Annotated in this window: 20 protein-coding genes; 14 read left to right on the top strand and 6 right to left on the bottom strand. The window is 65.3% G+C overall.

From position 1 onward, the window contains the following. Positions 1-182: 182 nt before the first annotated feature. Together ISP25_RS00345 and apbC are read right to left on the bottom strand one after the other, a co-directional pair. On the bottom strand, positions 183-719 hold the full coding sequence (locus tag ISP25_RS00345) for an NADPH-dependent FMN reductase (RefSeq protein ID WP_192160268.1): 537 nt from the start codon (positions 717-719) through the stop codon (positions 183-185). Continuing rightward, the gene (gene apbC / locus ISP25_RS00340; RefSeq protein WP_404611489.1) at positions 716-1810 is read right to left on the bottom strand and encodes an iron-sulfur cluster carrier protein ApbC; all 1095 of its coding nucleotides are present in this window, start codon (positions 1808-1810) and stop codon (positions 716-718) included. Before apbC ends, ISP25_RS00345 begins: the two co-directional genes overlap by 4 nt. Positions 1811-1960: 150 nt before the next feature. Here apbC and ISP25_RS00335 point away from each other — a divergent pair, with 150 nt between their 5' ends. After that, the gene (locus tag ISP25_RS00335) at positions 1961-2428 is read left to right on the top strand and encodes a DUF2147 domain-containing protein (protein WP_404611487.1); all 468 of its coding nucleotides are present in this window, start codon (positions 1961-1963) and stop codon (positions 2426-2428) included. Positions 2429-2571: 143 nt separating this feature from the next. On the opposite strand, the gene ISP25_RS00330 is transcribed toward ISP25_RS00335, so the two are convergent. Together ISP25_RS00330 and ISP25_RS00325 are read right to left on the bottom strand one after the other, a co-directional pair. Beyond that, a complete protein-coding gene (locus ISP25_RS00330) occupies positions 2572-3324 on the bottom strand; it encodes a hypothetical protein (RefSeq protein WP_404611486.1) in 753 nt (250 codons plus the stop codon). 515 nt (positions 3325-3839) lie between these two features. Beyond that, positions 3840-4472: an HAD family hydrolase gene (locus ISP25_RS00325; RefSeq protein WP_404611484.1), complete on the bottom strand. Its 633-nt coding sequence runs from the start codon at positions 4470-4472 to the stop codon at positions 3840-3842. Positions 4473-4788: 316 nt separating this feature from the next. On the opposite strand from ISP25_RS00325, the gene ISP25_RS00320 reads away from it, so the two are divergent. The 8 genes from ISP25_RS00320 (at position 4789) to ISP25_RS00285 (ending at position 15385) form a co-directional block, all read left to right on the top strand. Then, positions 4789-7083 (top strand): S53 family peptidase, encoded by a 2295-nt coding sequence (locus ISP25_RS00320; RefSeq protein WP_404611482.1) that lies wholly within the window; start codon positions 4789-4791, stop codon positions 7081-7083. Between the two features lie 284 nt (positions 7084-7367). After that, positions 7368-9170, top strand: a complete 1803-nt coding sequence (locus ISP25_RS00315) for an alkaline phosphatase family protein (protein ID WP_404611480.1) — start codon at positions 7368-7370, stop codon at positions 9168-9170. Between the two features lie 131 nt (positions 9171-9301). After that, positions 9302-11401, top strand: a complete 2100-nt coding sequence (gene metG, locus ISP25_RS00310) for a methionine--tRNA ligase (protein ID WP_404611478.1) — start codon at positions 9302-9304, stop codon at positions 11399-11401. A gap of 11 nt (positions 11402-11412) precedes the next feature. Then, positions 11413-11865 carry a putative signal transducing protein gene (locus ISP25_RS00305; protein WP_404611477.1) on the top strand — a complete coding sequence of 151 codons (453 nt, stop codon included), beginning with the start codon at positions 11413-11415 and terminating at the stop codon, positions 11863-11865. After that, positions 11858-12469, top strand: a complete 612-nt coding sequence (locus tag ISP25_RS00300; protein WP_404611475.1) for an RnfABCDGE type electron transport complex subunit B — start codon at positions 11858-11860, stop codon at positions 12467-12469. Before ISP25_RS00305 ends, ISP25_RS00300 begins: the two co-directional genes overlap by 8 nt. A 127-nt stretch (positions 12470-12596) precedes the next feature. Further along, positions 12597-13235 carry an endonuclease III gene (gene nth, locus ISP25_RS00295; RefSeq protein ID WP_404612064.1) on the top strand — a complete coding sequence of 213 codons (639 nt, stop codon included), beginning with the start codon at positions 12597-12599 and terminating at the stop codon, positions 13233-13235. An 85-nt stretch (positions 13236-13320) separates the two neighbouring features. Next, positions 13321-13986, top strand: a complete 666-nt coding sequence (locus ISP25_RS00290) for a response regulator (RefSeq protein WP_192160244.1) — start codon at positions 13321-13323, stop codon at positions 13984-13986. A 10-nt stretch (positions 13987-13996) separates the two neighbouring features. Beyond that, the gene (locus tag ISP25_RS00285) at positions 13997-15385 is read left to right on the top strand and encodes a sensor histidine kinase (RefSeq protein WP_404611473.1); all 1389 of its coding nucleotides are present in this window, start codon (positions 13997-13999) and stop codon (positions 15383-15385) included. A 28-nt stretch (positions 15386-15413) separates the two neighbouring features. Here the strand turns inward: ISP25_RS00285 and ISP25_RS00280 are convergent, their stop codons facing one another. Beyond that, the gene (locus ISP25_RS00280; protein ID WP_404611471.1) at positions 15414-15860 is read right to left on the bottom strand and encodes a hypothetical protein; all 447 of its coding nucleotides are present in this window, start codon (positions 15858-15860) and stop codon (positions 15414-15416) included. A gap of 257 nt (positions 15861-16117) precedes the next feature. Here ISP25_RS00280 and ISP25_RS00275 point away from each other — a divergent pair, with 257 nt between their 5' ends. The 3 genes from ISP25_RS00275 to ISP25_RS00265 all read left to right on the top strand — a co-directional run bounded on the left by ISP25_RS00275 (position 16118) and on the right by ISP25_RS00265 (position 22158). Continuing rightward, positions 16118-19357, top strand: coding sequence for an efflux RND transporter permease subunit (locus ISP25_RS00275; protein WP_404611469.1), 3240 nt, complete (start codon positions 16118-16120; stop codon positions 19355-19357). After that, on the top strand, positions 19347-20525 hold the full coding sequence (locus ISP25_RS00270; protein WP_404611467.1) for an efflux RND transporter periplasmic adaptor subunit: 1179 nt from the start codon (positions 19347-19349) through the stop codon (positions 20523-20525). The genes ISP25_RS00275 and ISP25_RS00270 overlap by 11 nt, the downstream gene beginning before the upstream one ends. A 190-nt stretch (positions 20526-20715) precedes the next feature. After that, on the top strand, positions 20716-22158 hold the full coding sequence (locus ISP25_RS00265) for an efflux transporter outer membrane subunit (RefSeq protein ID WP_404611465.1): 1443 nt from the start codon (positions 20716-20718) through the stop codon (positions 22156-22158). A 409-nt stretch (positions 22159-22567) separates the two neighbouring features. Here ISP25_RS00265 and ISP25_RS00260 read toward each other — a convergent pair whose 3' ends face one another. After that, positions 22568-24259, bottom strand: coding sequence for a hypothetical protein (locus ISP25_RS00260; protein WP_404611463.1), 1692 nt, complete (start codon positions 24257-24259; stop codon positions 22568-22570). A 229-nt stretch (positions 24260-24488) separates the two neighbouring features. Here ISP25_RS00260 and rnt point away from each other — a divergent pair, with 229 nt between their 5' ends. Beyond that, positions 24489-25115 carry a ribonuclease T gene (rnt, locus tag ISP25_RS00255; protein WP_404611461.1) on the top strand — a complete coding sequence of 209 codons (627 nt, stop codon included), beginning with the start codon at positions 24489-24491 and terminating at the stop codon, positions 25113-25115. 160 nt (positions 25116-25275) lie between these two features. Further along, on the top strand, positions 25276-26289 hold the full coding sequence (gene pstS, locus ISP25_RS00250; protein WP_404612062.1) for a phosphate ABC transporter substrate-binding protein PstS: 1014 nt from the start codon (positions 25276-25278) through the stop codon (positions 26287-26289). Positions 26290-26338 lie beyond the last annotated feature (49 nt).

The raw sequence follows: 26338 nt of genomic DNA, 5'->3' as shown, positions 1-26338 counted from the left end.
GGTGCGGCCACACGCGCCGTATCTGAAAAACTGAGGGCTCACACGAAACGAAGGGCCCCACGTTCGTCATCCTGGCGAAGGCTGGGATCGGGTGACTGTCTGGCCTGGGCAAGCGTGTTCGCTACTGGATCCCGGTCTGCGCCGGGATGACGAGCAAAGTCATGCACGCCATGCAAGGCAAATCAGCCCAATTCCGAGTCCAGGCAGTCCAATACCTTATGTAGTTCCGCACGGCGCTCCGCGCTGTCCAGCACCTGTTCCGCCGTGCAGCCGGCCCCCGGCAAGGCCACCGGCATGGGCTGCGTCGTCAGCAGTTCGGCGGACATGGTGCACAGGATCTCGGCCAGTGCCTCCTGCGCGTGGTGCGAGCCGCGCGCCGAGGTATTGAGCAGCAGCGCGGGCTTGCCGGGGAATTCCAGACTGCCCACCAGCCAGTCCAGCAGGTTCTTGAACGCGCCGGGCACGCCATGGGCGTATTCGGGACAGGCGATCAGCAACACGTCGGCGCGACCGACCGCCTCACGCAACGCCAGCACGGAAGCGGGCAAGGGATCGCGTTCGTCGTCGGGGTTGAACAACGGCAGCGTGGCAAGGCCATCGTAAATCGCCAGCTCCAGCGACGCGGGTGCCAGTTGGCGTGCGGCCTCCAGCGTGGCGCGGTTGGAGGAAACGCGGCGCAGGCTGCCGCACAGGCAGAGCACGCGCCGCGGAATGCTCATGCGGCGGGGGAACCCTGCACCACGATCTTGCCCAGCCCCAGCGACTTGTTGCGCGGCTGGCGCGACAACCGCCCGGCAGCGTTGCGGGCGATCTCGCGGTAGCGCGCCGCGAGATCGGAATCGGGCATCGCCACCACGGTGGGCGTGCCGCCATCGGCCTGTTCGCGGATGCGGATGTCCAGCGGCAGCGAGCCGAGATACGGCACGTGATACTGCTCGGCCATGCGCACGCCGCCGCCTTCGCCGAAAATGTGTTCCTCATGGCCGCAGTTCGAGCAGACATGGGTGGCCATGTTTTCCACGATGCCGAGCACCGGCACTTCCACCTTCTCGAACATCTTGAGCGCCTTCCGTGCGTCCAGCAGGGCGATGTCCTGCGGCGTGGTGACGATCACCGCGCCGGCCACCGGCACCTTCTGCGACAGCGTGAGCTGGATGTCGCCCGTGCCGGGCGGCAGGTCGACGATGAGGTAATCCAGCATCTCCCAGCGCGAGTCGGTAAGCAGTTGCATCATCGCCTGGGTCACCATCGGGCCGCGCCAGATCATCGGCGTCTCCTCGTCCACGAGAAAACCGATGGACATGGCCTGCAAACCGTGCGCCTGCATCGGCGTGATGCTCTTGCCGTCGGGCGATTCCGGCCGACCGCTGATGCCGAGCATGCGTGGCTGGCTGGGACCGTAGATGTCGGCGTCGAGCACGCCCACCTTGGCGCCTTCGGCCTTGAGCGCCAGCGCGAGGTTGGCCGACACCGTGGACTTGCCTACGCCGCCCTTGCCCGAAGCCACCACGATGACGTTTTTCACGTTGGGCAGCGGCGCCAGCGTGCCCTGCACCTTGTGCGACTGGATACGGCTGGTGACGGACACGGCAGCCGATTCGATGGCGGGATCGGCTTCCAGTGCCTGCTTCGCCCTTGCGGCCAAGGCCTCGGCCGCACTCCCCGCAGGGTAGCCGAGCTGCAGGTCCACCGACACCCGCGTCCCGTCCACGCCCACTGCGCGAACGACCTCGGCCAGCGAAGCACCGGTGTGAGGGTCGGTCAGTTCGCCGAGCAATCGGCGCACCAGGGTTTCGTTCGCCTGCGTCATGTCATGTCTGGATGGGGTGGGGAGCCATGCATTATGCCAGCCATGACAACGGCCTCGTCTGATGCGGCAAAGCTTGGCGCGATGCAACTTGACGACTCCGGCCGGCACCGGCAGGCTCGAACCATACTGTCACGCACGGGGAATGCCACCATGAAACATGCTGTCCGCCTCACCCTCGCCTGCGGCCTGCTGCTGGCCACGGGAGCCGTTTCCGCCGCCGACGTGAGCACGCCGGTGGGCACCTGGCAGCAGGTGGACGACGTCACCGGCAAACCGACCTCGATCCTGCAGATCACCGAGTCCAATGGCGAGCTGCAGGCCAAGGTGCTGCAGGTGATGAACGCCACGCCCGAGGACATCGCGCGCGACGGCAACCCGCCGAAGTGCACCCAATGCGACGGCGCGCGCAAGGACCAGCCCATCATCGGCATGACCGTGATGTGGGGCGTGACCCGCGACTACGACGTGTGGGACGGCGGCCGTATCCTCGATCCCAAGAACGGCAGGATCTACAAGGTGAAGCTCACGCTGAAGGACGGCGGCCAGAAACTCGACGTGCACGGCTACATCGGCTTTTCCCTGCTCGGGCGCAGCCAGGTGTGGAAGCGAGAACAATAAATCGTTGCGCACAGCTGGTCTGCGGCAACGACGGAACGCGGGCCCATGGCCCGCGTTTTTCATGCCGATCCAGTCATCCTGCCGCCCAAGCCCGATGCAGCGCACAAGCGCGGTGCAGGCATGAGGACTTGTACCTCTAGGGGTCAGGCCTGGGTGCTGACCATCGCGCCGGAAGCGGACGTCCCGCCCAGGTCGCTGGAAAGCGTCTGCAGGAAATTGCCCAGCGTGGCGCCACTGGCCGCGCCGCCCAGCGAGCCGACCAGATTCTGGAAGCTTTGCTCCAGCGAACCGAGCACGCTGCTGGAGGTCCCTGAGGTGGACGACGACGATGCGGTGGACGCGGCGGACGCAGTCGATGTGGAAGAGCTGCCGCTGCTCGAATCGAGCTGACTGATCAGGCTTTGCAGGTCGCTCTGCATCTGGCCGCCGCCATGGTGGTGGTGACCGCCGCGATGCCAGCCGCTCTGGTCGGCACCATCGGTGCCGGCAGCCGCCGGGCTGGCCGCTGCAGTAGACGATGACCCCGCCGCGGCCCCCGCGGCAGCGGTGCCGTCGGTAGTAGTGGAAGCCGTGCCGGCGGCCTGGCCGCTTTGCGCCTGCAACGCGCCCATCAGGGCTTGCATGAAGGCCGACATGGCTTGCTGGGGGCTTTGCGTCGAGGTCGAGGAAGTAGCGGCCGTGCTGCTACCCGTCGTCGTGCCGGCGCCGCTGCTCGAAGCGCTCGTGCTGCTGCCTACACCCAGTGTGGACAGCGCCTGGAAGATCGAGCTGAACAGGCCGCCCGGCGGCGGCGCGTAACCCGTCGTGCTGGCGCTGCCGCTGGCCGCGTTGGTGCTGGCGGACTGGCTGAGCTGGGTCAGCCAGGGATTGTTGTTTGAAATCGAATTGATCGTCATGGAGGGTTCTCGTGCGAAGTTGGACTGCCGATCAAGCCGTCGGATCTGGCGGCTTTCATCACACCAAGCCTCATCCATGCGGCGAGTAACGCAGACGCCCCCGGAGGGAGCTCACGCGAGACAGCCTCTAGCAATTTGTTGACCAGAGTCGGCTGTCGCGTATGCAACACCGTGTAAAGAAGCGTAATGACATTGGGAATAGGGGTTTGCAGCATGTCCAGGCAGGCCGTGGCGACGATGAATCACTCGCCTTGCCGCAACACATCGAGGCAGTGCGTCAACAAAACAGCGCCAGCATTCCGGCACCTACGCCGGTTTCATGACAATGCCACGACGGGCGTGCAACCCGCGTCACGACGCTACCCGATAGCCGTCCAGACGCGGGGCAGTAGTCACATGCGATCCGGCGCGAGGATCGATCAATGCCAACGGCAAAGGCCGCCCTGACCCGCTGACCTGCGTTTCCCGTTCGCCCGCGGCATTGTTTCCGCGCGTGGTGCCGCTATGCAGGATGCCTACGCCGGTAGCAGCCCGTGCGAAGCCAGCCACCCACGCAGGCCATCGGAGTCGCGGAACCACCACGCATGCATGCCCAGCGCTGACGCCGCATCGACGTTGCGGCGCGCATCGTCGATGTAGAGCGCGCGTGCAGGGTCGATCGAATAGCGTTCGAACAGCCGCTGATAGATGCGCGGATCCGGCTTGATCAGCTGCTCCTCCCCGGAAACGACGATACCTTCGAACCAGTGCAGGAAACCGAACCTCTCGATCTTCTTCGCGCGCGGAAAGGTTTCATGCGACCAATTGGTCAGCGCATACAGACGCACACCGCGCTCCTTCAGCTCCGCAAGCAAATCCACGCTGCCCTGGATGGCATCACCCAGCATTTCTTCCCACCCATCGCGATAAGCCGCGATGAGGCCAGCGTGCTGCGGAAACTGCGCACTCAAGCCGTCCACCGCCTCGTGCCAGGAGCGCCCCGCGTCCTGCCGCTCGTTCCATGCGCTGGTGCAGACTTCGGCGAGGAAACGTTCCATCGCCGTTTCGTCGTCGAACAACCGGCGATAGAGGTAACGCGGGTTCCAGTCGATCAGCACGCCGCCGAGGTCGAATACCACGGTATCGATCATGTCTTTTCTTGTATCCATCGTCACTCGTCACCGTCCAGGACAGGCACGAATGTAAACGAAGGGCCGATGCACTGGACTGCGTCGCTGGTTCGAGCGCATGCTCCGAAATGCTGTCGGCCGTTCGGCCGGGCACGGGGTGTTGTTAATTTTCAGTCAGCGCGACCGCCGTATGTGGCTGCGTCGGGTCCGTACGGCGATCCGATGGCTCTTCCGCTGGCACACGTTCGACGCAAGGGAGGCAGATCTCGACAAATCCATCCAGTCAAATGATCCGTTTCATCACAGGGGACAGGGGACTCGTTTTTTTCATCTGGCATTTCTTTGGAGAAAAGACGTGAAAACTGAACGCGTGATGCTGAGTGTATCCATTGCCGTCGCCCTCGCCTCGTTGCCGGCGATCGCCGTGGCGCAAGCTTCAACCGCACTGGCCGGCCTGAACACGGCCGAGGCGCCGCGTGTCACCCAGACTGTCGACAATCGCGTCGTGTCCACGCTGGGCAATACCCACCTGGCCCTGATCAGCGCCCTGACGCCGACTGCCGCAGTGGCTGACTCGCTGCCCATGAACCATATGCAGCTCATCCTGCAGCGCAGCGCGTTGCGCAAATCGGCACTGCAGTCGTTGATTGCTGCGCAGCACGATCCTTCATCGCCCAAGTTCCATCAATGGGTGACGCCCGCCGAATTCGGCGAGAACTTCGGCATCACCGACGCGGACATCAATAGCGTGAAGTCCTGGCTCATTTCACAGGGCTTTACAGTCAACGGTGTGTATCCGAACAAGTCGCAGATCGATTTCAGCGGCACGGCTGGCCAGGTGCGCCAGGCATTCCATACGCAAATGAACCGCTATACCGTCAACAAGGTCAGCCACATCGCCAACGCGAGTGACATCAGCATTCCTTCAGCGCTGCAGAACGTGATCGTCGGTGTCGCGGGCTTGAACGATTTCCGTCCGCAACCGTTGCACGTGGCCCCGCAAGTAGGGCAGTTCAACGCCGGCAAGCGGAACTTCACGCTGAAACAAGCGTCTGCGTCCAGCACGAACTCCCAGGTCAACCCGATGGCGTTGGCGTTCACCAACGGTGCGCGCGGTTTCGTGCCGTATGACTTGAACACGATGTACAACACCACCGCGCTCTACAACAAAGGCCTGACCGGCAAAGGCATCAATATTGCCGTGGTCGAGGACAGCGACATGGATGTTTCGGACTGGCCCAACTTCGTCAGCCAGTTCAACCTCGGCAGTTATGGCGGCACGTTCATGCAGTTCCAGCCGCAGTTGACGCCATCCACGGGCAACTGCACTGACCCGGGTAATGCCACAGGCGACGAGGAAAGCATCGAGACCGTGCTGGACTCGGAGTGGTCCACGGCGATGGCACCCGGTGCCAACATCTGGGTGGCGACCTGCAACGACGCCGGCAGCACCAATTTCTTCGGCGGCGTGTATACGGCGGCGAACAACCTGATCAATGCCACTTCTCGGCCGGACATCATCAGTGCCAGCTATGGATACGGGGAAGGCTATACGGATACCGCCAGCAAGACGGCGATCGACCTGATGTGGGCCCAGGCCGACGCGGAAGGGATCTCGGTATTTGTTTCCACCGGCGATTCCGGATCCAACCCGAGCTTCAACGGCTCCATCATCAATGGCGTTGGCGTGGACGCCAACTCGTTTGCCACCTCGCCCAACGTGACTGGTGTCGGCGGCTCGGATACCGCCGACGTGCTCGACGGCACGACCAAGAAGTACTTCAGCAGCACGCTCAACACGGTGTATGGCTCGGCCTTGTCCTACGTGCCGGAGATCACCTGGAACCAGTCCTGCGGCAACACCACGGCGGCCCAGCAACTGGTGGGACTGACGGCGCTGCAGTTCTGCAAGAACGCGCTGATCTACGACCCGGAGGGCTTGTACGCAACCTCCGAAAGCGGCAGCGGCGGTCCCTCGTCGGTCGACCGCAAGCCGGCCTGGCAGCGGCAGGTGCATGGGGCCGCCAAGGACCAGTCGCGTGACCTGCCCGACGTCTCGCTGTTCGCCGGCTCCTATGGCGGCTATTCGTGGGTCATCCTTTGCACCGGCGACTACCCGTGCGCGCAGAACTTCACGACCCCGGTGGTGCTGGAGGGCGGGACATCATTGTCGTCGCCGATGTTCGCAGGCATCCAGGCACTGATCGACCAGGGCATGTCCAAGGCTGGTCTGTCGACCGATCAGGGCAACGCTGCACCCACGCTGTACGCGCTGGCCAGGAGCGAATACGGAGATGCGACGGGAGCCGTGCCGTCCACGCTTGCGCAATGCGATGCCGACAACGGCACCAAGGGCACCGCCAAATGCGTGTTCCACAACATCACCGGCGGCGGCAATTCGACGCAGTGCATCGAGGTCGAAGCGTTCGCGGAGACCACGCCGGACTGCTATTTCTACGGCACGATAGCGAACTTCGAAGGGTTCTACGGATCCACCAAGATCGGGCTGACTTCGACCAGCGCGACGAAGTACAACCCGACCACCGCGGCCTATGCGGCGCAGCCGGGCTGGAGCTTCGCCAATGGTCTCGGCTCGGTGAACGCAGGCAACCTGTATTCGGCCTGGAAGGCCTTCGTGAATGCGCCGTAATAACCCGAGGCGTTGATGCGATTGCCCTTGGCGGGATTCCCGCCAAGGGTTCGGCGCCGTCCTGGCGGGGCGCAACCGCGCGCGGAACGCACCCAATAAACGCACGCTTTCTCCGGATCGCGGAGAGCATCCCGGAAAATCGCGTTTTACGCAGCAGTCGACACTCCGTCTGCGCAACGCATCGCATTGCGCCGCATGAGCCGCACGCTGTCATCCAGCCGTCGCGCATCCGCAACCACTCCCTCGCACTGTCCAGCCCTTCTCACACCACAAAGGGAGGGGCTATGCGACATCAACGCAAGTCGAACGCAGGTGTGCTGCTGGCAGCGGCCTGCCTCAGCGGCCTGTTCGCCACATCCGCCTTAGCCGGCGCCAGCAGCAACCTGCTGGTGAACGGCAACGGCGAATCGGGCACCTGCACCGCCGACTGGTCGGCAGTGAATACCGTGCCGGGCTGGACGGTGACGCAAGGCAGCCCGTCGACCGTGTGCTACTCGATCGGCAGCTTCAGCACGCCGGGCAACGCTTCGGGCGGCAATGCCTTCATCGCCGACGGCCCCTACGGCGATTCCGCACTGCGCCAGAACGTGGACGTGTCCAGCGCCGCCAGCGCCATCGACGGCGGCGGCATCACCTATGCGCTTTCGGGCTGGCTCGGCGGCTACACCAGCTACAACGGGCAGGCTGTGGTTACGGCGACCTTTCTCGATGCTCACGGCAATCCGCTGGGCACGCCCGCGCAGCTTGCCGGCGCGAACGCGTCCGCACGCGGCGACAAGACCGGTTTCCTGGCCGAGTCCGCCACCGGCAACGTACCGGCCGGCACGCGCACGATTTCGGTGCTGCTGCAGTTCAACGACACCTCGGCGTCCTACAACATCGGCTACGCCGACAATCTCTCGCTGACGCTGTCCACGCCGGTCACGGCGCCCACCTTGCAGGCACCGGCCTCGCAGGTACCGGCCTTCGATCACGTCTTCGTGGTAATGATGGAAAACACCGACTACGACCAAGTGATCGGCGACACCACCGACGCGCCCTTCATCAACAGCCTTGCCCGCCAGGGCACGCTGCTCGACAACTACAGCGGCGTGTACCACCCCAGCGACGAGAACTACCTGGCGATCGCCGGCGGCGACACTTTTGTGAAGGGTGCCATCTACTATCCGAACATCAAGGTGACGGCGCAGCACATCGGCGACCGGCTCGAAGGGATCGGCAAGACCTGGAAGGCCTATGAACAGGGCATGGGCACGCCGTGCAACACCAGCAACAACAACGACAGCTACTACGAGCCTGACGACGCGCCGTTCATCAACTTCACCGACATTTCCTCGAACCCCACGCGTTGCGCGGCGCATCTGTTCGACACCACCCAGCTCACCACCGACCTGCAGTCGGCTGCCAGCACGCCGAACTTCTCCTGGATCGCCGCAGACGACTATTACGATGGCGAATCCTCCGGCAACGGATCGGCGCAAAGTCTGCAGGTGCAGAACGGCTGGCTGCAGCAGACCCTGCAGCCCATCTTCAATTCGCCGGCGTGGACGCAACAGCGCTCGTTGCTGATCCTCACCTGGGACGAATCGGAGTCCACCAGCGGCAATCACATCGCCACCATTCTGTTTGGCTCGCCGGGCGCGGTGCAGGCCGGCTACGCCAGCAATGCCAGCTACAACCATTTCAGTGTCGGCCGGACCGTCGAGAACGCGTTGGGCATCGCACCGCTCACCAACAACGACCAGTACGCACAACCGATCAACGATGCCTTCGTGACCACCACCGCCGTGACCACGCCCAGCCTCGCCAGCACCATGCCGAGCGTGAGCGCGGGCACCTACGTGCACTTCGACTACGCCACGCCGGCCAGCCAGCTCAACAGCGAGAACTGGATCGGCATCTACGCCACGGGCAGCAGTCCCGGCCACGGCAGCTCCGCCAGCTGGCAGTACGCGCCCAACGGCAGCGGTACCGTAACGTTCGATACCTCCAGCCTGTCGCCGGGCACGTACAACGTCTGGTACTGCTACAACGGCGGCTACACCGAGTTGGCAGGCCCCATCACGCTGAGCGTGACCAGCCACTGAGCATCCTCGGGCATACCTCACCCTCCCCGCACGGGAGGGTGGGGAACGGCTTGGTGCACACAAGCCTCCCACGGCCGGGAAAAACATCCGTCATGTCATAATGCGGGGCTTCCCAGACGGCTCTGCCCACCATGTCACGACGCCTGCTCGTCACCAACGCCCTGCCCTACGCCAACGGCCCTCTGCATATGGGCCACCTGCTGGGTTACATCCAGGCCGACATCTGGGTACGGGCGCAGCGCATGATGGGCAACGAGGTGTCGTACGTCTGCGCCGACGACGCGCACGGCACGCCGATCATGCTGGCCGCGGAGAAGGCCGGCATGACGCCCGAAGCCTTCATCGCCGGCATCCGTGTCGGCCACGAGGCCGATTTCGCCGCCTTCGGGGTGGCCTTCGACCATTACCATTCCACGCATTCGGACGAGAACCGCGAGCTGGCTTCGCTGATCTACACGCGACTGCGCGACGGCGGCTACATCGCCCGACGCAACATCCAGCAGCTGTTCGATCCCGAAAAGCAGATGTTCCTGCCCGACCGCTACATCAAGGGCACCTGCCCGAAGTGCGGCACGCCCGACCAGTACGGCGACAACTGCGAGAACTGCGGCGCCACCTACGCGCCCACCGACCTCATCAACCCGTATTCGGTGATGTCGGGCGCCACGCCGATACTGAAGGACTCGGAGCACTACTTCTTCGAGCTGGGCAAGTTCGAGAGCCTGCTGCGCGACTGGTTCGCCGGCAAGTACTCCGGCGGCCGTCCGGTGGCGAACGCAGGTGTGGCCGCCAAGCTGCGCGAGTGGCTGGACGGCGGCCTGAAGGATTGGGACATCTCGCGTGACGCACCCTACTTCGGCTTTCCCATTCCCGACGCACCGGGCAAGTTCTTCTACGTGTGGCTGGACGCCCCGGTGGGCTATCTCGCCAGCTTCAAGGCGCTGTGCGACCGCTCCGGCATGAAGTTCGACGAGTACCTCGGACCGGACAGCACCGCGGAGATGCACCACTTCATCGGCAAGGACATCATCAACTTCCACGGCCTGTTCTGGCCGGCGATGCTGCACGGCGCGCAGATGCGGGTGCCCACTGCGCTGCACGTGAACGGCTACCTCACGGTGAACGGCGCGAAGATGTCGAAGTCGCGCGGCACCTTCATCCAGGCACGCACCTACCTCGATGCCGGGCTCAACCCCGAGTACCTGCGCTACTACTTCGCCAGCCTGCTCAACGACACGCCGGTGGACGTGGACCTCGACCTCAAGGCCTTCGAGGAACGCGTCAACTCGCACCTGGTCGGCAAGTGGGTGAACATCGCCAGCCGCACCGCGGGCTTCGTGCACAAGTTCTTCGACGGCAGGCTCGCCGATGCGTTCGATGCGGCGCACTCCGCGCTGTGGCAGGACCTGCTTGCGCACTACGAGGGCATCGACGCCCTGTACGAGGGCTGCGAATTCGCCGAACTCACCCGCCGCTTCGTGCTGATGGCCGACCTGGTCAACGGCCACATCGCCGCGAAGGCGCCATGGGCGTTGGCCAAGGACGACGCGCGCCGTGCCGAATTGCACCAGGTGTGCTCGTTCGCGCTGGCCGCCTTTCGCCTGCTCGCCGGCGTGCTCAAGCCCATCGTGCCCGCCACCGTGGCCGCCGCCGAGCAATTCCTCGCTGCGCCCATCGCCACCTTCGCCGATGCGCGCAGCGCGCTGCACGGCCATGCCATCCATGCCTTCGAACCGCTGCTCGCGCGCCTCGACCCCAAGTTGGTCGAGGCGATGGTCGAAGCCTCCAGGGAATCGCTGGGCGCACCGGCGCCTGCCGCCGAACCACCCAAGAAAAAGCCCATGAACGACACCGCCAAGCCCGCCGCACCAACCGAAACACCCGCCACGAATGCACCGGTCACGGTCGCCATCGACGACTTCGCCAAGCTCGACCTGCGCGTCGGCACCGTGCTGGCCTGCGAATTCGTGGAAGGCTCGGACAAGCTGCTGCGCTTCGAACTGGATGCCGGTGCGCTGGGCAAGCGGCAGATCTTCTCCGGCATCCGCGCCGCCTACGGCGAGCCAGAAAAACTGGTCGGCCGCAACGTGGTGTTCATCGCCAACCTCGCGCCGCGCAAGATGCGCTTCGGCCTCTCCGAAGGCATGATCCTCTCCGCCGGCGACGGCGGCAGCGACCTGTTTCTGCTCGACGCCGATCAGGGCGCGAAGCCCGGCGCCACGGTGCGCTGACCTCAGCACGCATGCGGTGCGTCCATCGATCCTACGACCATGCCGAGGCGGAGATCGTCGCCGGCCTGCTGCGCGAGGAAGGATGCATCGCCTTCGTTTTCGAGAATGGCCTGTCCCGGCTCAAGTGGTACCAGGTGATCGCATTCGGCGGCTTCCTGGTCATGGTGCCCGACGCGTGCCTGGTGCAGGCCCGCGGTGTTCTCGATCACTGGCGGCGCGGCGACTATCGCCTCGACTGCGACGATTGCTGCCCCCGCTGCCAGAGCACCGACATCGAAGGAAACCCCAACTACCGTGGCTGGGCCTTCTTTTTCGGGTGCTTCCTCGGCCTGCCGATATGGCCGGCGCTCAAGTGGCGGGAACGTTGCAAGTCGTGCGGCTACCACTGGAAAGCGATCCCGGACACTTATGCCGAATTGAGCGTGTCGTCGGACAAGGCCGCAGCGCATGGACGCCATGACTGAACTGCCGTCCCTCGCCGACCGCATCGACGCGCTCCTGCCGCAGACGCAATGCGAACAATGCGGCTATCGCGGCTGCCGCCCCTACGCCGAGGCCATCGCACGCGGAGAGGCGCAGATCAATCAGTGCCCGCCCGGCGGCGCAGCCGGCATCGCGAAGCTGGCCACTTTGCTGAACCGCCCCGCCCTGCCGTTGAACCCCGCCAACGGCATCGAGAAGCCGCGCATGCTGGCGCGGGTGATCGAGGACGAGTGCATCGGCTGCACCAAGTGCATCCAGGCCTGCCCGGTGGACGCCATCGTGGGCGCGGCCAAGCTGATGCACACCGTGCTCACCGACGACTGCACTGGCTGCGAATTGTGCGTGCCGGCCTGCCCGGTGGACTGCATCGTGCTGGAACCCATGCCGCTGGCGCAGATCGACCAGGCGCATGCCGACGCGGCGCGCGGACATTTCCGGCAACGCGAAGCGCGGCTGGCGCGCGAAGCCGCCGAGCGCGAGGCGGAACTGGCCGCGCGCAAGGCCGCCGTGGACACCGCCGCATCCACCAACCCAGTGCTGGCCGCGTTGGCACGGGCACGCGCCAAACAGGGCAAGACGCCATGAAACGACCATCCTCCACGCCGTCACCCCGGCGCAGGCCGGAATCCAGCGCCTCTCGCGAGCACCCAAGGCACTGGATGCCAGCTTCCGCTGGCATGACGACGTCGGCGCGGGGCGGCTCGCCATGCCCATGAAACGCGCCGACGTGGTCGAGCTGTTCGCCCGCCTGCGCGAGTTGGACCCGCATCCCACCACCGAGCTGGACTACAGCACGCCGTTCGAGCTGCTGGTGGCCGTGGTGCTGTCTGCGCAGGCAACCGATGTCGGGGTGAACAAGGCTACGAAAAAGCTCTATCCCGTGGCGAACACGCCGCAGGCCATCCTCGAGCTCGGAGAGGAAAAGCTGAAGAAGTACATCAGCACCATCGGCCTGTTCAACGCCAAGGCGAAAAACGTGATCGCGCTGTGCGGCATCCTTGTCGAGCAGCACGGCGGCGAAGTACCGCGCACGCGCGAGGCGCTGGAGGCGCTGCCCGGTGTGGGCCGCAAGACCGCCAACGTGGTGCTCAACACCGCCTTCGGCGAACCCACCATCGCGGTGGACACGCACATCTTCCGCGTCGCCAACCGCACCGGCCTCGCGCCCGGCAAGGACGTGCGCGCGGTGGAGGACAAGCTAGAAAAGGTGGTGCCCGCCGAGTTCAAGCAGGACGCCCACCACTGGCTGATCCTGCATGGCCGCTACGTGTGCAAGGCGCGCAGGCCGGATTGTCCCAATTGCGTGATCCGCGACCTGTGCCGCTACAAGGACAAGACGCCGGCAGGCTGAAGACTCTGAAAGCTCTTAAGGTTGGTGTAAGCCTAGGCGTCCAAGATGCGGCAACAATGCCACCGCAACCATCACGGACAAGCCCATGCACATCATGCTGGTCGAGGACGACGCCGAACTCGGCGAGGCCATCCGCCATGCCCTCGTGCAGCAATCCTGCGCGGTGACCTGGCTGCGCAATGGCCGCGAGGCGATGCTGGGGCTGGACGACCAGAGCGCCGACCTGGTGCTGCTCGACCTCGGCCTGCCGGATCGCGACGGCTTCGACGTGCTGGCCGAAGCGCGCCGCAAGGGCATCCGCACGCCGATCCTGGTGATGACCGCGCGCGACGGCCTCGAAGCCCGCGTGCGGGGCCTCGACCTTGGCGCCGACGACTACCTGGTCAAGCCGTTCCACCTGGAGGAACTGTCGGCACGCATACGCTCGCTGATCCGCCGCACCCGCGGGCTCGCCGACAACATCATCGAAGCCGGCGACCTGCGGATGAACCTCGCCACCGGCGACGTGGCGTTCCGCGGGGCCGCGGTCACGCTGACGCGTCGCGAGTTCGCCCTGCTGCGCGCACTGATGGAACGCGCAGGCCGCATCGTGCACCGCGAGACGCTGGAAAACTCGGTGTACGGCATCGACAATCCGGTGGAGGGCAACGCGCTGGAGGTGCAAGTGCACTGGCTGCGGCGCAAACTCAGTGCGGACACCATCCGCACCGTGCGCGGCATCGGCTACATGCTGCCGCGGGAGCCGAAGTGAACGCCTCCGCATGAAACCGCTCAGCCTGCGCCACCGTCTCACCTGGTTGATCATCGCGGTGATGGTGGCGGTGCTCATCCCGCTGGGCATCATCAGCTACCAGCGCGAGCGGCGCGAGATGAACGAGCTGCTCGACGGCCGGCTCGCGGAAGCCGGACGCACGCTGGGCGTGCTGATCGAGAACAGCGACGCCGGCGCGAACCACGCCGCCATCGCCAAGGACGCCGACATTGGCCGCGCCCTCATCGTCGCCGTGCACCGCCGCAACTATGAACCCGACGTGGGCTTCCAGGTCTACGACGGCCGCGGCCGGCCGATGGTGAGCACCGCCAACTTCGCCAGCCTGCCACCGCCCCGCGCCGAGCAAGCCGGCTTCGGCAAGATCACGCTGGACGGCTATCTCTGGCGTACCTTCATCCTGCAGAACCGCGCAGGCCTGTTGATCCGCATCGGCGAACGCTACGACAACCGCCTGAACATCGACCGCGGACTGATGCTGGAACACGGCCTGCCGCTGCTGATCGGCCTGCCCCTGCTCGCCTTGCTGGCGCTGTGGGCGGTACGACGCGGTCTGCGGCCGCTGGACGAACTCACCGGACAACTGGCGCAACGCACGCCCGGCAGCCGCCAGCCGGTGGCGATCGAGCTGGCGCCCGAAGAAATCCGCCCGCTGATCGCCACGCTGAACCAGCAGCTCGAACGGCTGGAGGATGCCATCGAACGCGAACGCCGCATGACCGCCGACATGGCGCACGAGCTGCGCACGCCCTTGGCCGCCACCATGCTGCAACTGGACAGCGCGGCCATCGCCAGCAGTCCGGACGACGCCCGCGCCGCCCTGCAACACGCGCGGCAAGGCGCCTCCCGTCTTGCGCGGCGCATCGAGCAGATCCTCTCGATGGCCCAGCTCGAAGCCGGCGCGGCAGCCACGGAACGCTCGCCCCAGGACCTGACCGCCATCGTCACCTCGGTGATCGAGGAACTCGCGCCACTGATCGCCGACAAGGACATCACCCTCAGCCTGCTGCACGACGGCACGCCGCTGCGCGTGCCCGGGCACGAGGTGGCGCTGACCGCGATGCTGCGCAACCTGATTGAAAACGCCATGCGCTATGTATCGCAGGGCGGCCAGGTCGAAGTCGCGCTCAGCCATGCCATTGACGTCGCCACCATCGACATCAGCGACGATGGCCCCGGCATCCCTGCCGAACACCGCGAAACGGTATTCGAACGCTTCCGGCGCGAAACCCACGACACCGCAGGCGGCTACGGCGTCGGCCTCAACATCGTGCGCCGCGCCGCCCAACTGCACGATGCCCGCATCGACCTGCTCGATTCGCCGTTCGGAAAGGGGCTGCGGGTGCGGGTGGAATTCCTGTTGGGCAGCACGCACCCGTAAAGACCTGGCGCGTCGAAGCGGGCATCAGCTATTCCACCCAGGTGATGATCCGCCCGACCAGGCACCACCCGCGCAGAACCACAAAGCCACCGCCGTTGCCGGGGAACGCCATGCCGGGAGGCGCATGCACGATGTTGTCGTACGCATAAATGTCGTCACCCGGCTTTATGTGTTCGCTGACGACGGACCAATCGGGCCCATGGTAGCGACTGTCCATCGTCTCCATGCTTACGTGCCCGGGAAGAAGTCTTATGCCTGCCGGCAAGGTGACGCAATGAAGGTCCGGGTCCACGGGACCGATCGCTAGCCCCGACCCCAATCCTGCCGTCATTGGCAGCAGCGTGCTCTGTCCTAGTTTTTGCTTCACTCGATCCTGGTGGGATTGCCACATGGCCAGACCTGTCCCGCAAGTGGCCAGAACGACTGCCATGAGCCCGGCTGACATCCGTCCCACGGATTTCCAGTCGAATGACATGGTTCTCCCTCATGCGGCATGCACGGAATCCGAGAACGTGGCGTCCGCTCCGGATCGAAATTGTGGCCGCACTCATTCATGACAATCTTGTGTTAGCCCGCACGCATCTGCCACCCGAAAAAGCGGCGCTCAACCATCCCGGCGATGAACGAACCTGTCCCGTCACGTAAGCCAAAAGGTTCGCATAAGGATGCGCTGCCAGCATGTCATGCAGCCCGGAACGTCCGGGCTGCCGTCCGCCCCCTCCGGAACACGACATGCTAGGCCTCGTCCGCACCGCACTCGCGCGCCCGCTCACGTTCATCGTGCTCGCTATCGTGATCCTGATCATCGGCCCGCTGGCGGCGCTTCGCACGCCGACGGACATCTTCCCGAACATCGGCATCCCCGTGATCGGCGTGGTGTGGTCGTACAACGGCCTGCCGCCCGACCAGATGTCCGGCCGCGTCATCTACTACTACGAACGCCAGCTCACCACCGCGGTCAACAACATCCAGCACATCGAGTCGCAATCGCTGCCCGGCGCCGGGATCGTGAAGATCTTCTTCCAGCCGGGCACCGACATCCGCACCGCCACCGCACAGGTCACTTCGATCTCGCAGACGGTGGTGAAGCAGATGCCTCCGGGCATCACGCCGCCCACCATCATCAACTACAACGCCTCCACCGTGCCGGTGCTGCAGATGGCGTTCTCGGGCAAGGGGCTGTCCGAGGCGAAGATCCGCGACATCGCACAGAACGAAGTGCGCCCGACCCTGGTGTCGGTGAACGGCGTAGCGATCCCCACGCCCTATGGCGGCAAGCAGCGCCAGGTGACGATCGACCTCGACCCGCAGGCATTGGCGGCCAAGGGCCTGTCGGCACAGGACGTGGCGAACGCATTGGCGGCGCAGAACCAGATCATCCCGGTCGGCACCGCGAAGATCGGTACCTACGAATACCACGTGCAGCTCAACAACAGCCCCACCGCGATCGACATGCTCAACAGCTTGCCGATCCGCACCGTTAACGGCGCCACCATCACCATCGGCGACGTGGCGCACGTACGCGACGGCTCGCCGCCGCAGAACAACATCGTGCGCGTGGATGGCGGTCGCGCGGTACTGATGCCGATCCTGAAGACCGGCAGCGCCTCGACGCTGGCGGTGGTGGCGGGCGTCAAGAAGCTGATGCCGCTGATCAAGGAGACGATGCCGAAGTCGCTGAAGATCTCCCAGCTCGCCGACCAGTCGGTGTTCGTGAAGGACGCGGTCGCTTCGGTGGCCCGCGAGGGCATCATCGCCGCGCTGCTGACTTCGGTGATGATCCTGGTGTTCCTCGGCAGCTGGCGCTCCACCGTCATCATCGCGGTGTCGATCCCGCTGGCAGTGCTGTCGGCCATCGCCCTGCTGTCGGCCACCGGGCAGACCCTCAACGTGATGACGCTGGGCGGCCTCGCACTGGCGGTGGGCATCCTGGTGGACGACGCCACGGTGACCATCGAGAACATCAACTGGCACCTTGAACAGGGCAAGGATGTGCGCACCGCGATCATGGACGGTGCGAAGCAGATCGTCACACCCGCCTTCGTCTCGCTGCTGTGCATCTGCATCGTGTTCGTGCCGATGTTCATGCTGAACGGGATTGCCGGCTTCTTGTTCCGGCCGATGGCGCTGGCGGTGATCTACGCGATGGCGTCGTCGTTCGTGTTGTCGCGCACCCTGGTGCCGACGCTGGCGATGTACCTGCTGAAGACGTACCACACCGAGCACGGCGTCGGCGACCACCCGGAAGACCCGTACATCAACCATCACGAGGGCGACCAGCACCACCGGCGTGGCCACGGTGCGCTGGTGCGCGGTCTGGTGGCGTTCCAGCAGAAGTTCGAGCACGGCTTTACCCGCGTACGCGATAGCTACTACGCACTGCTGGCCACGGCGTTGAAGCTGCGCTGGGTGTTCGTGGGCGGCTTCCTGGCCTTCGTGCTTGCCTCGTTCGCGCTGGTGCCCTTCCTCGGCCGCGATTTCTTCCCTTCGGTGGACTCCGGCGCCATCGCCTTGCATGTGCGTGCGCCGATGGGCACGCGCATCGAGGAGACCGCGGCGGAGTTCGACCACATCGAGGCCGCGATCCGCAGAGTCATCCCGCCAGACCAGCTGAAGACGATGATCGACAACATCGGCCTGCCGCTGTCCAACACCAACCTGATCTACAGCAACACCGGCTCGATCGGCCCGCAGGACGGCGACATCCAGATCGTGCTCGGCGAAGGCCATGCGCCCACCGACGGCTACGTGGCGGAGCTGCGCAAGCTGCTGCCGCGGGAGTTCCCTGGCACGACGTTTTCCTTCCTGCCCGCGGACATGACCAGCCAGATCCTCAACTTCGGCGCGCCGGCCCCGCTGGACGTCACGGTGACCGGCCGCAACAGCGCCGAGAACGAGGCCTATGCGACGAAGATCATGCGCAGGCTACGCGACATCCCCGGCATCGCCGACGTGCGCTTGCAGCAGAGCACCAGCTATCCGCAGATCAACGTGAAGGTAAACCGTACCCGCGCCGACACGCTGGGCATCACCGAGCGTGACGTCACCAACAGCATGGTCGCCTCGCTGGCCGGCTCCAGCCAGGTGGCGCCGGTGTTCTGGCTCGATCCGCACAACGGCGTGTCCTACGCGGTGGTCGCCTCCACGCCGCAGTACAAGATGGATTCGATGGCCGACCTGCTGCGCCTGCCGGTGACCGCCTCGGCCGGCAAGGACAGCCAGGTGCTGAGCAATGTCGCCACTTTCACCCGCGGCCCCAGCGCGGCGGTGGTCTCGCACTACAACATCCTGCCCACCTTCGACATCTATGCCTCGGTGCAGGGCCGCGACCTCGGCGGCGTCTCCGGCGACGTGCAGAAGGTGCTGGACCAGTTCGCCAGCAGCCGCCCGAAGGGCACGCTGGTCACGCTGCGCGGCCAGGTGCACACGATGAACACGGCCTTCAACGGTCTGCTGTTCGGCCTGCTCGGTGCGGTAGTGATGATTTACCTGCTGATCGTGGTCAACTTTCAGTCCTGGCTCGATCCGTTCGTCATCATCACCGCCCTGCCCGCCGCGCTGGCCGGCATCGTGTGGATCCTGTTCACCACCCACACCACGCTGTCGGTGCCCGCGCTTACCGGCGCCATCATGTGCATGGGTGTCGCCACCGCCAACTCCATTCTCGTGGTGAGCTTCTGCCGCGAGCGGCTGGCCGAGCACGGCGACGCGACAAAGGCCGCGCTGGAAGCCGGTTTCACGCGCTTCCGTCCGGTGCTGATGACCGCGCTGGCGATGATCATCGGCATGCTGCCGATGTCGTTGAGCCATGAGCAGAACTCGCCGCTGGGCATCGCCGTGGTCGGCGGCCTGATGTTCGCCACCTGCGCCACGCTGGTGTTCGTCCCGGTGGTCTTCAGCATCGTCCATGGGCGCGAACAGCACGCGCCCTCCGCCATTCCGCAGCTCGGAGAAGCCTCCCATGTCGCATGAACACGCCCCACCGGCGCATCCGCGCACGCTGCGCCTGCGCCCGGCGGTGATCGGCCTGCTGGTGGTCGCCGCGGTCACCGCGGCGATCGGCCTGGCGCTTCGCGCGCACGATTACCACCAGTTGGTGAAGCAGGTGGATGCCGAGGCCATCCCCACCGTGGCGCTGGCCGCACCGCTCGGCTCGATGGGTGCGCACACGATGACCTTGCCCGGCCACATCGACGCATGGATCAGCGCGCCGATCCATGCGCAGGTCTCCGGCTACGTGAAGAGCTGGAACAAGGACATCGGCAGCCACGTCGAAGCCGGCGAAACGCTGGCCGTGATCGACACACCCGAGCTCGACCAGCAATACGAACAGGCCAAGGCCGTGCTGGTGCGTGCGCAAGCCAATGCGCAACTCGCCAAGGTGACCAGCCAGCGCTGGCAGCACCTGCTTTCCTCCAATTCGGTGTCCAAGCAGGAAGCCGACGAGAAGGCCAGCGAGGCGGCCGTGGCCGGCGCCAACGTGCTCTCCGCCAAGGCCGACCTGGATCGCCTCGCCGCACTCGAAGCGTTCCGCAACGTCACCGCACCGTTCGCCGGCACGGTGACCGCGCGCAACACCGACATCGGCGATCTGGTGACTGCCGACAGCCAGTCCGCACTGCCGCTGTTCACCGTGGCGGACACCGACAAGATGCGCCTGTACGTTGCGGTGCCGCAGCGCTATGCATCGTCGATCCGTCCGGGCATGACCGTCTCGCTGACCGTGCCGGATCATCCGGGCAAGAGTTACCAGGGCACCCTGATCGGCTCCTCCGACGCGGTGAGCCAGGCTTCCGGCTCGCTGCTGGCGCAATTCGAAGTGGCCAACGACAACGGCAAGCTGCTGCCCGGCGACTACGCCGACGTGCAGCTGCCGCTGGCCACCAGCCAGGCCGTCACCAGCGTGCCTTCCACCGTGCTGATCTTCCGCGCCCAGGGCCCGCAGATCGCCGTGCTCGGTCCCGGCAACAAAGTGGTGATGCGCGACGTGCACATCGCGATGGATCTGGGCGGCGCGCTGGAAATCGACCGCGGCCTGCAGCCGGACGACCGCATCATCGACAATCCGCCCGATTCGCTGGCCGCCGGCGACACCGTGCGCGTGGCTTCCGGCAAGGAGTCGTCGCATGGCGACGAATGAGGACTCCAAAACCGTTCGTGTCGAGCGCAGCGAAGCGAAGCTTCGTGCGGTCGAAACACCGGAGATGCCGCGGTCGACAGCAATTCGACTTCCTCGCTCCTCGGAACCTCGCCATCCATGGCCACTCCCCGCGTCGCGCATTGGCGCCACGCTCAGTGCGGACGGGAGTGTACGGACAAGTTCCAAGGCCATGCGCCGCGTTCGACCGGCGGCGCTGGCACTGGTGTTCGCCGGCCTGCTGGCCGGCTGCTCGCTGGCCCCTGTCTACAAGACACCGGCGGTACCGGTGCCCGCCGCGTACAAGGAAGGCACCGGCCTGTGGACACGTGCAGCACCCGCGGATATGAGCCCGCGCGGCGACTGGTGGACGGTGTTCAACGACCCGGAGCTCGACCGGCTCGAGCAGTTGCTCGATGCGAACAGTCCGTCGCTCGCGATCGCGCTGGCTCGCTACGAACGCGCCAGCGCATTCGAGAGCGAAGCGCGTGCGGGACTGTTCCCGCACCTCGGTGTCGGCGGCAGCACCAGCGACGACCGTCAATCGAACAACCGCCCGTTGCGCGGTTCCAACCAGCCCAACGAATACGACGACGATACCGCGCAATTCGGCGCCGGCTACGAATTCGACCTGTGGGGCCGTATCCGCAACGAAGTCGCCGCCGGCCACGCGCAGGCACAAGCTGCGCAAGCGGACCTGGCGTCGGCCAAGCTCAGCCTGCAAGCCCGGCTGGCGAACGAATACATCCAACTGCGCGGTTACGACCTCCAGGCGAAAATCCTGGACAGCTCGCTGCAGGCCTATCAGCAAGGCCTGACCCTCACTCGCAACCGCATGCAGGGCGGCATCGCCTCCGGCCTGTCGGTGGCGCGCGCGCAGAACCAGCTGTCCGATGCCCACGCCCAGATCGACGAGGTGGCGGCGCAGCGCGCGCTGACCGAACACGCCATCGCCACCCTGATCGGCGTGCCCGCTCCTGACTTCACGCTGCCCGCCTCGCAGGAAGAAATACAGCCGCCGACCATCCCCGCCTCGGTGCCATCCACCTTGCTGCAGCGGCGGCCCGACATCGCCGCGGCGGAACGGCGCACCTTCGCCGCCAATGCCGGCATCGGCGTGGCGCGCGCGGCGTTCTTCCCCGACATCGGCATCTCGGGCATGTACGGCTGGCAGGACACCGGCGAAGGCAACCTGTTCTCCTTCGGCAACCGCATCTGGGCATTGGGCCCCTTCGTCTCCTTGCCCCTGTTCGACGGCGGCCTGCGTCGCGCGCGCGCGCGTCAGGCACACGCCGAGTTCGATGAAGCCTCCGCGCAATACAGGCTCACCGTACTCGACGCCTTCGAACAGGTGGAGGACAGCCTCTCGCTGTTCACCCGACTCACCCACGAAGCACACGACCAGGATGCCGCCGCCAGCGCGGCGCAGGCCGCCCAGCAAATCGCCACCAACCGCTATACCGAGGGCATCATCAACTATCTGGACGTGGTCACCGCGCAGACCGCCTACCTCAACGCCAAACGCGCCGCGGAACAGGTGCGCACGCGCAGGTTGCAGGCCAGCGTGGCGCTGGTGCGCGCACTGGGTGGTGGATGGAAGGTGGCGATGCTGGAGAAGCCGCCGGCGAAGCCGTAGGAAGCGTCGAGCTTTCTTTCGGTTTCGGTGGGCGGTATTGAACGCCTGCTGCAAGGAACAAAGCGGTTTCGGTCGCCTGCCGGCGCCCGAGTTACTTCTCTTTGCTGGCCCACGCGGTCGCAGGAACGATGGCGAACGGCGAAGTCGGCCCTAAGGCGGAGGGCAGGATGCCCGGAGAGCGTCGCCTCGGGGTGGCCTTCTCTTTGGGTTGCTTTTCTCTTGGCCATGCAAGAGAAAAGTAACTCGGCCACCGGCAGGTGGACGAAACCGCCTTGTCAATTGCGATAGCACAAAAGGCAGAAGCATCAATAGAAAGCACAAAAGCAAACGGCGGGCATCATGCCCGCCGTTTTCCGTCCCAGGGTAGAACTCCTTACGATAACCTTGACGCTTCTCCGTCGCCCGCTGATCAGAACGGGTAGTAACGCAGGCTGGTGAACACCATGTTGTCCGGAGCGGACGGCGCGTTGCCATTGATGTCGCTGAACAGCTTGCGCGTGACATGCGAGACCTGGGTGCCGAACTGCACCTTGCCGAACTTGCCCTGGTAGAACTTCCACCAGAAGCCGAGCGTCTGCTCGGCGACCTGACGGGTCTGGCCCGTGCAATCGCTGGGCGCGCCGTAGGTCATGCATTCGCTGTTGTTGTAGCCCAGGAGCTCGCTGCCGTAGCCGAAGGCCTTGCCGTTTGCACCGGCGGTCAGATAGCTGTCCTGCTGTTCGCGGCCGCCGGCGGCATACACATCGAGCGCGTCGGTGGCGTGCCAGGTCAGCGTCGCGAGCAGCATGTTTTCCTTCAGCGGATGCGGAGCGCCGCTCGGGTCGTAGGTGATGTCGTTCAAGCCGGTGGTGCCGTAGCGGCCAATGCCCTTGCCGGTCATGCCCGAGAACTGGAAGTCCAGCACCTTCGGAACCAGCGGCAGCACCATGCCCACACCAAAGCCGCCGCCATGCGCCGTCTGGTTGCTGGTCGCCGCCGGGCCGCCGTTGGCGGTCGTCGGCGTGACGCGGGTGGTGAATTCACGCGTGATGCCGAACACTTCGTAGTGGCCCCAGCCCGGATCAGCCGCGAACTTCACGATGACGTCCGGGAACTTGTTGAGCGAAACCGAGTTGAGGCTGTCATACAGGCTGCCGGCGCCAACCGTCGCGGTCGACGTCGCATATCCCTTGGAGCCCGGACCGGCCACGGAGCCGATGCCCGCCGTCTGCGGATTTTCCACCGAGATACCCAGCCACCAGGTCTTGTCCCAATCCTTCACGAGGCGCAGCTGTGCCTGGCGAGCCCAGGTAAAGCCCGCCTGGTACTGGGCGTCGATGGTCGGCGGCAGCACTTCCTTGAGCGGGGTGATGCCCTTGCTGTCGAGGGTCAGCAGCGACCAGGCCTGGCCGCCCAGCAGGTGCAGGCCGTAGTCGTCCCAATCCACGTTGGTCCACAGCTGGCGCATGCGCAGGTTGAACGAGTTGCTCTCATTCATGTTTGCCGTCTGCGCGCCGCCGAGGAAGTCCGTCTCGTAGTAGCCGGTCACATGGGTGGAGTCGTTGATGTCGCCCTGCGCCATGATCGAAATGCGGCTCTGGCGCGCGCTGTAAAGGAACTGGCTGTTCTTAGCGTTGGTCACCGGATAGCTGGTGGTCGCACCGGTGCTGGTGTTGATCGGCGCGGTGCTCGTGCCGCCCATGAACGGAACGGCGGTGAACTTGGTGGCGACGTCATCGGCGGTGTCGCGCGAGCGATACGCCGTTTCAGCCGCCAGGAAGCCGCCGAAGGTCCACTTCACGCCGCCGGAGCCGCCCAGCGTGTCACCGAGCTTGGTCGCCACGGTCTGCTCGGCCTGCTGCACCTGGGCCTGCGTCGCCTGCACCTGCTGCTGGGTGGCCTGTACGGTCTGCGCTGTCTGCTGCTGCTGCTGTTGTTGGGCAGACGACTGCGACTGCAGATCGTCGACCTTCTGCTGCAGCGCCGCGATCTCGGCCTTCATCTGCGCAAGTTCGCTGGCGGTCAGCGTCACTTTCTGATTGCCGGATGTCTGGGCCATCGCCGAGACGCTGGTTACGCCCAGACCAGCGGCAATCGCCACTGCGAGGATCTTGGAACGCATGTAATTTCTCCACTTGGTCGAATTGAACCGCCACGGTTGCGCCACTCAAGCCCCTGGCAACCAAGCGGGGTCGACGTAAAGAATGCGTTGGCCGTTTTACTGCCATGTGGATGTTTTGTTACAGATCGAAGACAGCGCACCTCCCCTGAGTGCCCCACCGCATTCGCGGCCGGTGCGCAACGGCTGATATGCTTCATCAATGGGGTTACTCAACAACATGGCCAGCCGCATGGCCGAACGTTTTCGCGGCTTTCTTCCGGTGATCGTGGACGTGGAGACCGGCGGTTTCGACGCCGAGCGCGATGCCCTGCTGGAAATCGCCGCGGTCGCCGTGGGCATGGATGCGCAGGGTTTCGTACATCCGCTGCCCACCGTGCAAGCTCATGTGCATCCCTTCCCCGGTGCCAATCTCGACCCGCGCGCGCTGGAAATCACCGGCATCGACCCAGGCAACCCGCTGCGCGGCGCGCTGGACGAACAACTGGCGCTGGAACACATCTTCAAGGCGGTTCGCGTCGCGGTACGCGACAACGGCTGCCAGCGCGCGATCCTGGTCGGCCACAATGCCGCGTTCGATCTGGGTTTCGTCAACGCCGCGGTGCGCCGCACCGGCAACAAGCGCAACCCCTTCCACCCTTTCAGCTGCTTCGACACGGCTACGCTGGGTGGCCTGGCCTACGGGCAGACCGTACTGGGCAAGGCGGTGCAGGCCTCGGGCCGCAACTTCGACACCCGCGAGGCGCATTCGGCGATCTACGATGCCGAGATCACCGCCATGCTGTTCTGTGACATCGTCAATCGCTGGCGGCAACTGGAAACGCTGGAACGCAACCGGGTCGACTTGGACGCGGGCTGAGAGCCTGCCCTGCCTCCGGAGGCCCTCGCCTGCCGGATTGTCATCTGCCTGAAACATTCATCTCATTTCATTGCAACACGCCGACGCTGCAATGGCGGGCAACCGGGCGCACGCCCCGTGCACACCAAGGAGCCACCACGTGTTCACCTCTTCCCGTTCCATGTTCCGCCTCGGCGCCATCGCCTTTGCCGCCGCCTGTGCGCTGGGCAGCCTGTCCGCGCAAGCCACCGACATCACCGGCGCGGGCTCCAGCTTCGTCTATCCGGTGATCTCCAAGTGGTCGGCCGCCTACGCGGAGAAGACCGGCAACCGCGTCAACTACCAGTCCATCGGCTCGGGCGGCGGCATCGCCCAGATCAAGGCCGGCACGGTGGATTTCGGCGCCAGCGACATGCCGCTGGACGAAACCACACTCGGCCAGTTCGGCCTGGCCCAGTTCCCCGACGTGATCGGCGGCATCGTGCCGGCGTTCAACGTCACCGGCGTCGCCCCGGGCAAGCTGGTGCTGGACGGCAAGACGCTCGCGGGCATCTTCCTCGGCACCGTCGCCAAGTGGAACGACCCGGCCATCGCCGCGCTGAACCCGGGCGTGAAGCTGCCCGACGCGAAGATCACCGTGGTGCATCGCTCGGACGGCTCGGGCACCACCTTCAACTTCAGCGACTACCTCTCCAAGGTCGACGCCACCTGGAAGGCCAAGGTGGGCGAAGGCACGGCGGTGAACTGGCCGACCGGCATCGGCGGCAAGGGCAACGAGGGCGTGTCGGCGTACATCCGCCAGATCCCGAATTCCATTGGCTACGTGGAATATGCCTACGCGCTGAAGAACAACATCGGTTACGCGGTGATGAAGAATGCCGCCGGCAAGGTGGTGCAGCCGAACACGGCCAGCTTCCAGGCCGCCGCCGCCACCGCCGACTGGGCGAGCGCGAAGAACTTCAACCTGCTGATGACCAACGCCCCGGGCGCCGGTGCGTGGCCGATCACCGCCACCTCGTGGGTGATCGTGTACAAGCAGCCGAAGAACGCCGCCAACGGCAAGGTCATCCTCGACTTCTTCAAGTGGTCCTACGAGAACGGCCAGGACGCCGCCCGCTCGCTGGACTACGTGCCGCTGCCCACCAACCTGGTCGGCCAGATCGAGAACTACTGGAAGACCGAGATCAAGCAGTAAGCGCAAGCCTCGAAACCCCTCCTCCTCCGGGGGAGGGGTTGGGAAGAAG

It is taken from the genome of Rhodanobacter hydrolyticus (assembly GCF_044904645.1).
The sequence above is the reverse complement of the archived record's forward strand: the minus strand, read 5'-3'. Positions and strand labels throughout refer to the sequence as shown.